Raw genomic sequence first — 11,980 nt, forward strand, 5'->3', positions numbered from 1 at the left:
CCGCCGCCCTCACCCACGCCCCCGAGAAGAGGAAACACCCGTGGAAGCCACCGAATTCGCGTCCGTCCTGGCCGCCGTCCGCCGTCTCGTCCGCGAGGACGTCGTGCCCCGCGAGCGGGAGATGGAACGCGACGACGAGGTCCCGGCCGAGATCCGTCGCAAGGCCGTCGACATGGGCCTGTTCGGCTACACCCTGCCCGAGGAGTACGGAGGCATGAACGCCACCGTCGAGGAGGACGCCCGACTCTGCTTCGAGTTCGGCTACACCAGCCTCGCCTTCCGCTCCATGTTCGGCACCAACATCGGGATCGCCGGCCAGGTCTTGGTCAACTACGGCTCGCCCGAGCAGCGGGAGCGCTGGCTGCCGCGGTTGGCCGAGGGCGCGGTGGCCTCCTTCGCGCTCACCGAGGCGGAGGCGGGTTCGGACCCGTCGGGGATGACGACCCGCGCAGTGGATACCGGCGACGGGTTCTACGAGATCTCGGGCGCCAAACGATTCATCACCAACGCCGCCGTCGCAGATGTCTTCATGGTGTTCGCCCGCACCGACGAAGCGGCGAAGGGCACGGACGGGATCTCCTGCCTCCTGGTCGAGAAGGACGCCCCCGGTCTGACCGTCGGCCCCAAGGACGCCAAGACGGGCCAGGCCGGGGCCTGGACCTCCGAGGTCTTCTTCGACCAGGTCCGCGTTCCACGCTCCGCGTTGGTGGGAGGCATGGCGGGCAAGGGCTTCAGCGCCGCGATGCGCTCCCTGGCAAAGGGCAGGGTCCACGTGGCCGCGCTCTGCGTCGGACAGGCGGAACGGGCTCTGGAGGAGTCGATAGCCCACGCCCGCGAGAGCAAGCAGGGCGGCGCGCCCATCGGCCGGTTCCAACTCGTCCAGGCGCTGCTGGCCGAGAGCAGGGCCGAACTCGACGCCGCACGCGCGCTGGTCCTGGACGTCGCCCGGAAGTACGACACCGGCGAGGACACCAAGATCGGACCGTCCACCGCCAAGCTGTTCGCCAGCGAGATGGCCGGCCGGGTCGCCGACCGCGCCGTGCAGATCCACGGCGGCATGGGCTACATGCGGGAGACGACGGTCGAGCGCATCTCCCGCGACGTGCGTGTCATGCGCATCTACGAAGGCACCAGCGAGATCCAGAAGCTCATCATCGGCCGCGCGCTGCTCCGCGGCTGACCCGTTCCCACCCGCATCCCCCTTTACCCGCATCTCCTCGGCACCGACTGGATGAGGAACCATGACGACCACATCGGACCTGAACTGGGACGACCGCACCGACCACATCAATGCGACCCGCGGGCTGATCGACAAGCTCGAACCCTGCGTCATCCGCACCGCCGAAGGCCGTGTGGTCTGGGACAACGACCGCTGGGACTTCCTGACCGAGGACACCTGCCCCCCGACGGTCGACCCGAGCCTGTGGCGCCAGGCCGGACACAACACCGCGCAGGGCCTGTTCGAGGTCACCCCGGGCTTCTACCAGATACGCGGCCTCGACGTCTCCAACATGACGATCGTCGAGGGGGAGTCGGGCGTCGTGGTGATCGACCCGCTGGTCTCCAAGGAGTGCGCGGCGGCCGGCCTGGAACTGTACCGTCGCCATCGCGGTGAGCGCCCCGTCAGGGCCGTCGTCTACACCCACAGCCACGGGGACCACTTCGGTGGGACGCTCGGTGTGACCACGGCCGCCGCGGTCGCCGCGGGCGAGGTCGCCGTCATCGCGCCCGAGGGCTTCATGGAGCACGCCGTCAGCGAGAACGTCTTCGCAGGGCCCGCCATGCGCCGCCGTGCCGTCTACATGTACGGCAAGTCCCTACCCGCCGGACCGCGGGGAACGGTCGGCTTCGGCATCGCACAGGCCCTGTCCACCGGCACCATCGGACTGGTGCCCCCGACCGTCACCGTCACCCACACCGGCCAGGAACTGACGCTGGACGGCATACGGTTCGTCTTCCAACTGGCGCCGGACTCCGAAGCCCCCTCGGAAATGAACTTCTACTTCCCCGACCACAAGGTCCTGCTCGTCGCCGAGATGGTCAACCACACGCTGCACAACACGCTCACTCCGCGCGGCGCGCTGGTGCGCGACGCCCGAGCCTGGGCCGGGTACATCACCGAGTGCATCCAACTCTTCCACGATGCCGACATCCTCATCGGCTCGCACAACTGGCCCACCTGGGACCACTCCAAGGTGCTGGAGATCCTCACCCAGCAGCGTGACGCCTACGCGTATCTGCACGACCAGACCGTCCGACTGATGAACCGCGGTCTCACCGGCACGGAGATCGCGGAGGAGCTGACCTCGTTCCCCGGTCAGGTGGGCTCGGCGTGGCACACCCGCGGCTACTACGGTTCCCTCAGCCTCAACGTCAAGGCCGTCTACCAGCGGTACATGGGGTGGTTCGACGGCAACCCCGCGCATCTCTGGCAGCACCCGCCGGTCGAACAGGCCCGACGGTACGTGGCCTTCATGGGCGGCGCCGACGCCGTCGTCACCAAGGCCGCCGAGTCATACGAACAGGGCGACCTGCGCTGGGTGGCGGAGGTGCTCAACCACGTGCTGTTCGCGGAGCCAGAGCACGCTGGTGCGCGCGAACTCCAGGCCTGCACCTACGAGGCGCTGGGATACGCCCAGGAGAACGGCGTCTGGCGCAACTTCTACCTCACCGGCGCCCAGGAACTGCGAGCCGACGCCGACGGCCCGGCCGGCAGCGAGCCGCACCACCAGAGCCTCGACATGCTCGCCGGTCTGACCACCGAACAGATCTTCCAGTCCCTCGCGGTGCGCCTGGACGGACCGCGCGCGGCGGCCCACCGGTTGCTCATGCGCTGGGAGTTTCCGGACAAGGACGAGGCGTGGACCCTCCTCGTCGGCAACGGCGTGCTCACCCCCATGCGCGGTGACGCACCGGGCGGGGAGGCACCGCACCTCACCCTGCGCCTGGACCGTGCCACCTTCGACCTGGTGCTGGCTAGGCGGACCACGTTCGCCGAGGCCACCGACGCCGGAACGGTCCGGCTCGAAGGTGACGCGAGCGTCCTCGCCACCTTCTTCGGCCTCTTGGAAGAGCCCCCGTTGCACTTCCCGATCGCGCTCCCGTGAGCCCGCCCGTCCCACCCCCGTCGAGGAGCAGCCAGCACATGACCGACATCGTGGAACACCACACCCTCTTCATCGCAGGACAGTGGGTCGAACCCGCGGGCACCGAGACCATAGAGGTGGTCTCACCGGTGACCGAGCAGGTCGTCGGGCGGGTTCCGCACGCCACCCCCGCGGACGCGGACAAGGCGGTGGCCGCGGCGCGGGCCGCATTCGACCACGGCCCCTGGCCGCGACTGTCCCTCGTGGAGCGCGCCGAGGTGGTCACCCGGATCAAGGACGCCATCGCGGCCCGCCACCAGGAACTGGCGGAGCTGGTCACCCTGCAGAACGGCTCCCCGATGCTCTTCTCGGTGCGCGGCCAGGCGCTCTCCGCCGTCGGTGCGTTCGAGGTGGCACTCGCCGCCGCCGAACGGTTCTCGCAGGAGGACGAGCGTCCCGGCACCGGCGGCCCGGTCCTGGTGCGCAGGGAGCCGGTCGGGGTGGTCGCCGCGATCACCCCGTGGAACGTCCCCCAGCTCACCATCGCCGGCAAACTCGCCCCCGCACTGCTCGCCGGCTGCACCGTCATCCTCAAACCGTCGCCGGAGACCCCGCTCGACGCCAACTGGCTCGCGGACGTCTGCGCGGAGGCCGGACTCCCCGACGGGGTGCTCAGCGTCCTCCCCGCCGGCCGTGAGACTGGCGCGTACCTGGTGGCCCACCCCGACGTCGACAAGGTCGCCTTCACCGGTTCGGTCGCCGCGGGCAAGGCCATCATGGCCGCCGCCGCCGAGAACCTCACACGCGTCTCCCTGGAACTCGGCGGCAAGTCCGCCGCGATCCTCCTGGACGACGCCGACCTTGCGGTGGCGGTGCCCGCCGTCGTCGGCGGCACCTGCGCGGCCAACAGCGGTCAGGCGTGCGTGGCCCTCACCCGTGTCCTGGTTCCAGCCTCCCGGTACGACGAGGTCGCCGCCGCGCTGACCGGCGCGTTCGCCGGACTGAAGGTGGGAGACCCGGCAGACCCCACGACCGTGGTCGGACCGATGGTGACCAGGCAGCAGCAGGAGCGGAACCTTGAGTACATCAGGATCGGGCGGGAGGAGGGCGCGAAGGTCCTCACCGGCGGCGGGGTTCCCAAGGGGCTGAGCACCGGCTGGTACGTCAGTCCCACGCTGTTCGGCGACGTCACCAACGACATGCGGATCGCCCGTGAGGAGATCTTCGGCCCGGTCGTCTGTCTCCTGCGCTACGAGACCGTGGACGAGGCGGTCGCCCTCGCCAACGACTCCGCGTTCGGCCTGTCCGGGGCCGTCTTCAGCGCCGATCCGGACCGGGCGACCGAGGTCGCCCGACGCGTGCGCACCGGCACCATCACGGTCAACGGCTTCCGCCTCGATCTGGCCGCCCCTTTCGGCGGCTTCAAGGACTCGGGCATCGGGCGGGAGTTCGGCCCGGAAGGGCTCGCCGCCTACTTCGAGTACCAGGCCGTCAACCTTCCCGCCCCGAACCCCAGCTGATCCCCGCCCTTCACGAGGAGAGCCCCTCATGCACGCAGCGATACTGCACAACACCGGTGACGACACCCTCGACGTCACCGAGGTCGATTCCGTGTCCTTCGGCCCCGGCCGGGTGCGGATCAGAATGCACAAGGCCGGTCTGTGCCACTCCGACCTGTCCGCGATGAACGGGGTGCTGAGCCACCCCGCGCCCTTCGTCCCGGGCCACGAAGGCGCCGGTGAAGTCGTCGAGGTCGGCGAAGGCGTCACTCACGTCAAGCCGGGCGACCGCGTCATCGTCTGCTGGATGCCGCCCTGCGACCGGTGCCGCGCCTGCAAGGCGGGCGACGGCCACCTGTGCCGCAGCGGCTACGGCAACCTCGCGAATCCGAACTTCCGGCACGGCGAGAAGGTACTGCCCGGCATGCTGGGCGCCGGTACCTTCGCCGAGGAGACGGTGATCGCTGCCTATGCCGCCATCCCGATCCCCGACGACGTTCCGTACGACATTGCCGCGCTCGTCGGCTGCGGCGTCACCACGGGGATCGGGGCCGCCCTCAACACCGCGAGGGTGCGACCGGGCTCCTCGGTCGTCGTCATCGGCCTGGGCGGCGTCGGAGTGAGCATCCTCCAAGGAGCGAAGGTCGCCGGAGCCGCGCAGATCATCGCGGTCGACCCGACCGCGAACCGCCGCGACATGGCACTCAAGTTCGGCGCCACCCAAGCCGTCGCCCCGGACGAATTGGCCGAGGTCACCCAGCGCGTCACCGACGGCCACGGCTTCGACTACGCCTTCGAGGCCGTCGGCAAGGCGGCCACGCTGCGCTCCGCGTACGACGCCACCCGCCTCGGTGGCACCGTGTGCCTGGTCGGCGCCGGTTCCCGCACGGACCCGAACGACCTGAGCATGGCGGAGTTGGTCCTCAACGAGAAGAAGGTGCTTCCCTCCTTCTACGGCGGTGACGACATCCGTCGCACCTACGCGACGATCTTCGACCTGTGGCGGGCCGGCCGAATCGACCTGGAGTCGATGATCACCCATCATGTGCCGCTGACCGGGATCAACGAGGCGATCCGTCAGATGCACACCGGCGAGGCACTGCGCACGGTCATCGACATCGCCTGATTCGGCCAGTGCGGTGGGGCGGTGGACCAGGGTCTGTCGAACCACCATGCCCCAGGCCCCGGCCGGCCGCGGGACGGACGAGGCCTTGCTCGTGGTGCGGTATCGCGGGCACAGTCAGGCGGCCGTACGGTGTGAAGAGGAGCCGGGCGGGTGGCGGGCCGAGGGGTGTTCCGTACGCACTGGGTGCGCCCGCCCGAATCCTGGACTGGAGGCATCGGTCATGGCACCAGCAAGCGCGGCGGCACAGTGGCGGAAGGTGTCCACGGCGGCTGAACTGATGGACGCCGTACGGGATGGGGATCCGGCGATCGAGGTCGAGGGCACGGTGTCCGGGATGCCGATGCTGACGCTGGCCCCGGGCGTCCGGCTGCGGGGCGGGACACTCGAATTCGGGGCCCGCGGGATCCGGCTCACCCGCGACAACATCCTGGAGAACGTCACCGTCCGCTGCCCGGACCACGAGGTTGCGATCGGCAACGACACCACCGTCGCGGACCTCGGCACCCTGACTCTGCACCGGGTGCGGACCCGCGGCCAGGTCCTTCTGCTCGCCGAGGACGCGGTGTACTCCGGGCATGTTCACGTCGACACCCTGCTGGTGGAGGCCGCGGACCTGCGAGGTCGGGCGGCCCGACCCCACGGCTTCGGCGTCGACGCCCTCCAAGGAGCGTTCACCCTGTGGAACCGGCAGCCCGACCCCGCCGTGGTGATCACCGCCGAACTCCTCGACATCGCCGTAGGCAGTGCCGAGACTCCGGCGCGCGGAAGTGGCGTGTTCGTCGGCGGCCACGGTGACTGGGCCGGAGTGGGCGACGGCGGCGTGACGAAGGTGAGCGTTCTGCGCACCGGCGAGATCCACGCCGATGGCGGCATCCCGCCCGGGACGCCGGATCTGATCTCGGGCGGAGTGTTCGTGATCTCGGGCGCCCAGGTGGAGAAGGTCCACACCGCAGGCGCCGTCACCACCTACGGGCAGAACGACATGGTGCTCGACAACTGGGGCCAGGTCGTCGAGTGGGAGTCCACCGCGCCGGTCACCTCGAACGGGCCGAGTGGCATCGGATTCGTGAACTTCGGCGACATCGACCACCTCGACGTCCGCGCCCCGATCGCCACCCACGGAGTGGGAGCGCGCGGCTTCAACGTGTACGAAGGGACACTGCGGCACGCGCAGTTCGACTCCATCACCACCACCGGCGACGGCGCGGTCGGCGTGCAGGTCAGCAAGGACCTGCCCGTGCTCGACATCCGCGGCGACCTCGTCACCTCCGGCGGCGTGGGCGCCAGCCTGGTGCGCGGAGTGCAGATGAACCTCGCCGCGACCGCGCTCAGCATCAAGCCCGGCGGCCGGATCGGGAGGGCCACCGTCGGCGGGAAGATCGCCACCCGGGGCGACTCCCTGGTCACCGTCGATGTGGACGGCGAACTGGACAGCCTGAATGCCGTCGGCGGGATCAGCGCGGACGGCCGTAGTTCTGATGCGGTCCACCTGGGCGGGTCCGTCGACGCCCGACTCGACCTGTCGGCCATCTCGATCACCGCCGCCGACGGTCAGGCTGTCGTCCACACAGAGGGCTAGAACCGTGCGCATTCATCCGCTGCCGCACACGTCACGGGCCGGCCCGGTGACGGTCATGGGGTCGTGCAGTTGGTGTCAGTCATGCCGGTGGCGGAGGACCACAGCCACAGCGGCACCGGATCTCCGCTTTGGGGGCGGTGGACAAGCCGCCCCCGGCACGGTCACTCCTTGCCCGGAACCCCTTCGGCAGGGCCGGAGGGGGACGCGGGGGCCTCGGCCGCGGCGATGGCGGCGAGCTTGGCCGCGTCCCGCTCGGGGTTGATCATCAGCAGTCCGACCAGTCCGCCGACGATCAGCACGATCCCGACCAGGGTGAAGCCGCTGGTGTAGCCGGCGGCCTTGGTGGCGGCGTTCTCGACGATGCCGCCGAGGACCAGCGGCGCCAGGAAGCCGCCCAGGCCGTAGACCGCGGTCACGGCCGCCAGGACGACTCCGCGCTGCTTCAGCGGGGCGACATCGCTGATCGCGGCGAACGTGGCACCGTATCCCGCGGACCCCATGCAGGCGCTGAGCACCAGCAGCACCATGTGCAGCGGCCCCGCGTCCAGCGGCGCCCAGGCGAGGTGCAGCACCCCGGCGGCGATCACCAGGGAGGACCCGAGGACGCCCCGGGACATCCTGCTGCTCACGCCCCGCCGGGTCAGGGCGGCGGAGACGAAGCCGATGGCGATGACGGCGATCATCCCACCGAGGTAGGGCAGGGCGGTCAGATTGCCCGCGGTCCGGGCCTCGTAGCCGAGCCCCTGCTCCAGATACGGCTTCAGCCAGGTGATCTTGAGCGAGGTCGAGGCGTAGGCCGCGAAGAACATCACGGAGATGCCGATCAGCGAGGCCGTGGTGAGGGCCGCCCGTAGGGGGACCCGGTCCGGCAAAACGCTCCCGGCGGCATGTGCACCGGCGCCGCCCTGGTTCCCCTCCCGGCCCACGACCAGCCAGATGGCGGCCACCACCAGACCTGTCACGGCCAGGGCGACGAAGGCGGCGTTCCAGGAGTGGTCGGTGACGATCCACGTCAGAGTGGGTGCGCCGATCACGGCGCCGACATTGGCGCCCGCGATGATCACGGAGCTGGGGAGCGCCCGCTTCTCCGGCGGGAACCAGGTGTGCGCGATGTACATGGCCAGCGCGGTCGTCGGCCCTTCGGCGAAGCCGAGCACGACGCGCATCGCCACCAGGGTGCCGAAGCCCACCTGCCAGCCCATCGGGAGCAGGCTGAGGGACCAGATCACCATGATGACCAGCAGCAGGATCCACGGCCGCATCCTGGTCATCAGCCAGCCGCCGAGGATGCTGCCGACGGCGAAGAGGGCGAAGAAGCTGGCCTGGACGACACCGAACCGGGCCTCGCCGATCCCCAGGTCCTTCATGATCGAGGGTCCGGCGATGTTGGTGATGATCTTGTCCGCGTAGTTCATGACGAGTACGAGGACCAGGGCCCAGACGACGAGCCAGCCGCGGCGCTCGGCCGGGCGGCCCGCCGGCGGTACGGCGCCGCCCGGGGAGGCGGGATCGGCTGTGCGGTCCGCATGGATGGTCATGGGGATCTCCCTCGAAGAAGTCGGGAAGGGGGCGGCGGGCACGACTCACTCGGTTCACTTCCGGCTCTCCACAGGACCGGTGCTCTCACCAGAACGAAAGGGAAGCATCACAAACAAGCCACGGCAAGGCTTCTCACAAGGCTTTCTCTGACGCATCCACGAATCGTGATGGTTACCAGAGATTCACCTCGGTGGGGCGCGAAAGGGCGGGAGGGGTTTCCCCGTCCCGCCCGGCGGCCTCGCAGCGGGGCCTGTTAGCAGGCCCTTCCGGCCCGCAGTTCGCGTTTGAGGATCTTCCCCGAGCCGGACATCGGCAGCTCTTCGGCGAACTCGACGCTGCGGGGCACCTTGTAACCGGCGATCAGCTTCCGTACGTGCGCCTGCAGGTCCTCCTCGGTCGCCGCCGTCCCCGGCCTGAGCACCACGACGGCGTGCACGCGTTCGCCCCAGTGCTCGTCCGGCAGACCGACGACGGCGCACGAGGCCACGGCGGGATGGGCGGCCAGGGCGTTCTCCACCTCGCCGGAGTACACGTTCTCGCCGCCGGTGATGATCATGTCCTTGATGCGGTCGGCGATGAAGACGTAGCCGTCGTCGTCCATGAAGGCGCCGTCGCCGGTGTGCATCCAGCCGTCGCGCAGTACGACGGCGGTCTCCTCCGGCCGGTTCCAGTAGCCCAGCATGAGGTGGTCACCCCGGCACACGATCTCCCCGACCTCGCCGCGCCGGGCCTCGGTGCCGTCGGGGCGGACGATCCGCACCTCGCAGTGGGCGAGCGGACGGCCCGCCGAGCGCAGCAGCGCCCCGCCGGCCCGGTGCTCCTCGCCCCCCAGGAGGGTGATCATGGCGGTCTCCGTCATGCCGTACCCCTGGAAGAACTCCGCTTCCGGGAAGACCTCCATGGCGCGCCGGAGCACCGATTCGGAGATCGCGGAGGCGCCGTAGCTCACCCGCCGTACCGAGGTCAGGTCGTACTCCTTCACGTCGGGGTGGTCGATCAACATCTGGAGCATGGTCGGCACCAGGGGAAGGCTGGTGATCCGGTGCTCCTCCAGGGCCCGGAGCGCGGCTTCGGCCCGGAAACCGGGGAGGAAGACGAAGGAACCGCCGATGCTGTTCTGTCCCGACCAGCCGGCCAGTGCCGCGATGTGGAACATGGGCGCCGAGACCAGCATCCGGCCGCCCGGCACCGAGGTGGCGGCCGAAGCGAGGGTACCGAGGGCGGAAGTGAGCAGGGAGCGGTGGCTGACCATGACCCCCTTGGGCTCCCCCGTCGTGCCTCCGGTGTAGACGAGCGCGGCGAGCCGGTCGCCCCCGGCCCTGATGTCCTCGACCGGACCGGATTCCGCGATCAGTTCCTCGTAGTCCCGGGTGCCGGGGGGGCCGGCCGCCTCACCGCAGTAGACGACGGTCCGGAGTTCCGGGCAGCCCGCGTGGAGTTGCGGAAGGAGGCCGAGGAAGGGCTCGTCCACCAGCAGCACTTCGGCGCCGGAGTCGTTCAGCGCCGCGATGATCTCGGCCGGGCTCCAGCGGAGGTTGACGGGGGTGACGGCGGCGGCGATCCACCAGGAGGCGTAGAAGGTCTCGTGGTAGCGGTCGGAGTTCCCGGCCAGGATCGCCACCCGGTCGCCCTCGGCGACACCGAGCCCGCGAAGACCGCCGGCGAGCCGGGCGACCCGGTCCCGTACCTCCCGTGCCGACCTGCGGCGCTCCCCGCAGATCGTCATGGTCTCGTCCGGCGCACGCTGTACGGCGCGGTGCAGGGACTGGGTCAGATACATGGCGGACACCCATCCTGGAGGAAGGCGGAAACGGGAGGCGGAGCGGGGGAGGGCGCGCGGGCGGGCCGGGGCCGTCCGGGCATGCGCCGGTCACCCCGCTGCCACAGCGGCGTTGGCGACGGAATCTGCAATTCACTTTCGCCGAGCTCGGCACCTCGGTCAATAGTCGTGAGGTGGTCAGATACCAGGAAGCTCACCTCACTCATGCGATACCGACTATTCACTTACCTGTAACGGCGGGGCCCGGTGACCCGGTGCGGGCGGGCCGGCCGGACAGGCTTCGGACGTCACCGGCGGGCCTGCCGGTGAAGCGTCCCCGACACCCCGAACCAGCGGTGGCAGGAGCGGGTGAGAACGCTCTGCTCGCTGTAGCCGAGCAGCCCCGCAAGCCGCCCCATCGGCATGTCCGTGTCGCGCAGCCAGCGCTCCGCCTCCTCGCGCCGGACGTCGTCGACGAGCGCGGCGAAGGTGGTCCCCTCGGCCGCGAGCCGCCGCTGGAGGGTGCGCGGATGGAGACAGAGGTGTCCGGCGATCAGATCGCGGTCGAGACTGCCGGCGGGCAGCAGACGGCGCACCAGGGTACGCACCGGCCCGGAGACCCTGCCGCCGGTGAAGTCGCCGGTCAGGGAGGTCAGATACTGCTGGACCACCTCGTGGACCGCGCTGTCCGAACGGAGCGGCCGGGCGAGGTCGTCGGCCCTGAGTAGAAAGCCGGCGTACGGCTCCGCGAACCGCACCGGGCAGGTGAAGTAGCTGCGGTACTCCGCTTCCGGCGCCAGGGCGTCGTGCGGCAGATGAACCGAGAGCGGGACGAAGTCGGGGCCGATGACCATCCGGAACGCGCGGACCGTGGCCGCGACGGACAGTTCGGTGATCTGCCGGTGCGCGGGCAGCCCGGGGACGGCGATCTCGAACCTCAGCCGGACGTGGCCGGTGCCGGGGATCCGGTCGATGGGGACGACGATCGCCGGGCTGTACAGGGCCAGATAGCGGTGGACGGCGCGGAACGCCTGTCCGGTGGTCGGCGCAGTACGGGCCGCGGCGGCCAGCGGTCCGAGGATGTCCAGCCCCTGGCGGAGCGCGAGGAGGCGACCGAAGTCGGGGGCTCCGGTGGTGACGGCCGCCGCCTCCACGGCGGTGACCACGCTCCGGTAGCGGACGAACCGGTCGTGGTGGCCGGCGGCTTCCGCAGCGATCCCGGCCGCGGCGAGCAGCGGCCCCGGGTCCGCGCCCAGTGCCGTGACCAGTTCGGAGTAGCCCTGTAGGGACGTGCCACGGATCAGCGACATGTCCCCAAAAGTCAAACAGTTGTCTTCTGATGTCAAGTCCGTGTCCCTGATCAGCGGAGACGATGACGGAGTCTTCGCGTCC

At 70.1% G+C, this 11,980-nt stretch carries 8 protein-coding genes; 5 read left to right on the forward strand and 3 right to left on the reverse strand.

The genetic code is table 11. The features are described from left to right. Positions 1 to 40 precede the first annotated feature (40 nt). The 5 genes from ABZ842_RS34195 to ABZ842_RS34215 all read left to right on the forward strand — a co-directional run bounded on the left by ABZ842_RS34195 (position 41) and on the right by ABZ842_RS34215 (position 7,290). On the forward strand, positions 41 to 1,180 hold the full coding sequence (locus ABZ842_RS34195; RefSeq protein ID WP_361546005.1) for an acyl-CoA dehydrogenase family protein: 1,140 nt from the start codon (positions 41 to 43) through the stop codon (positions 1,178 to 1,180). A 61-nt stretch (positions 1,181 to 1,241) separates the two neighbouring features. Next, positions 1,242 to 3,107, forward strand: a complete 1,866-nt coding sequence (locus ABZ842_RS34200; protein WP_361546008.1) for an alkyl sulfatase dimerization domain-containing protein — start codon at positions 1,242 to 1,244, stop codon at positions 3,105 to 3,107. 38 nt (positions 3,108 to 3,145) lie between these two features. Beyond that, entirely contained in the window at positions 3,146 to 4,606 is a 1,461-nt protein-coding gene (locus tag ABZ842_RS34205; protein WP_361546011.1) for an aldehyde dehydrogenase, read from the forward strand. A 28-nt stretch (positions 4,607 to 4,634) separates the two neighbouring features. Further along, the gene (locus ABZ842_RS34210; RefSeq protein WP_361546014.1) at positions 4,635 to 5,711 is read left to right on the forward strand and encodes a zinc-binding dehydrogenase; all 1,077 of its coding nucleotides are present in this window, start codon (positions 4,635 to 4,637) and stop codon (positions 5,709 to 5,711) included. Between the two features lie 220 nt (positions 5,712 to 5,931). Continuing rightward, entirely contained in the window at positions 5,932 to 7,290 is a 1,359-nt protein-coding gene (locus ABZ842_RS34215; RefSeq protein WP_361546016.1) for a hypothetical protein, read from the forward strand. Between the two features lie 161 nt (positions 7,291 to 7,451). Here the strand turns inward: ABZ842_RS34215 and ABZ842_RS34220 are convergent, their stop codons facing one another. From ABZ842_RS34220 to ABZ842_RS34230, 3 genes are all read right to left on the reverse strand, one after another. Next, entirely contained in the window at positions 7,452 to 8,828 is a 1,377-nt protein-coding gene (locus ABZ842_RS34220) for an MFS transporter (RefSeq protein WP_361546019.1), read from the reverse strand. A gap of 254 nt (positions 8,829 to 9,082) precedes the next feature. After that, positions 9,083 to 10,609 (reverse strand): long-chain fatty acid--CoA ligase, encoded by a 1,527-nt coding sequence (locus tag ABZ842_RS34225; RefSeq protein ID WP_361546022.1) that lies wholly within the window; start codon positions 10,607 to 10,609, stop codon positions 9,083 to 9,085. Positions 10,610 to 10,896: 287 nt separating this feature from the next. Beyond that, entirely contained in the window at positions 10,897 to 11,898 is a 1,002-nt protein-coding gene (locus tag ABZ842_RS34230; protein WP_361546025.1) for an AraC family transcriptional regulator ligand-binding domain-containing protein, read from the reverse strand. Between the last annotated feature and the right edge of the window lie 82 nt (positions 11,899 to 11,980).

Origin of the sequence: Streptomyces sp. NPDC047315, assembly GCF_040643215.1 — a bacterium.
GTDB lineage: Bacteria > Actinomycetota > Actinomycetes > Streptomycetales > Streptomycetaceae > Streptomyces.

What these genes read in the sequence shown, in the direction of transcription:
- ABZ842_RS34230 (WP_361546025.1), bottom strand. Translation starts at nt 11,898, where the DNA reads ATGTCGCTGATCCGTGGCACGTCCCTACAGGGCTACTCCGAACTGGTC.
- ABZ842_RS34225 (WP_361546022.1), bottom strand. Translation starts at nt 10,609, where the DNA reads ATGTATCTGACCCAGTCCCTGCACCGCGCCGTACAGCGTGCGCCGGAC.
- ABZ842_RS34220 (WP_361546019.1), bottom strand. Translation starts at nt 8,828, where the DNA reads ATGACCATCCATGCGGACCGCACAGCCGATCCCGCCTCCCCGGGCGGC.
- ABZ842_RS34200 (WP_361546008.1), top strand. Translation starts at nt 1,242, where the DNA reads ATGACGACCACATCGGACCTGAACTGGGACGACCGCACCGACCACATC.
- ABZ842_RS34205 (WP_361546011.1), top strand. Translation starts at nt 3,146, where the DNA reads ATGACCGACATCGTGGAACACCACACCCTCTTCATCGCAGGACAGTGG.
- ABZ842_RS34210 (WP_361546014.1), top strand. Translation starts at nt 4,635, where the DNA reads ATGCACGCAGCGATACTGCACAACACCGGTGACGACACCCTCGACGTC.
- ABZ842_RS34215 (WP_361546016.1), top strand. Translation starts at nt 5,932, where the DNA reads ATGGCACCAGCAAGCGCGGCGGCACAGTGGCGGAAGGTGTCCACGGCG.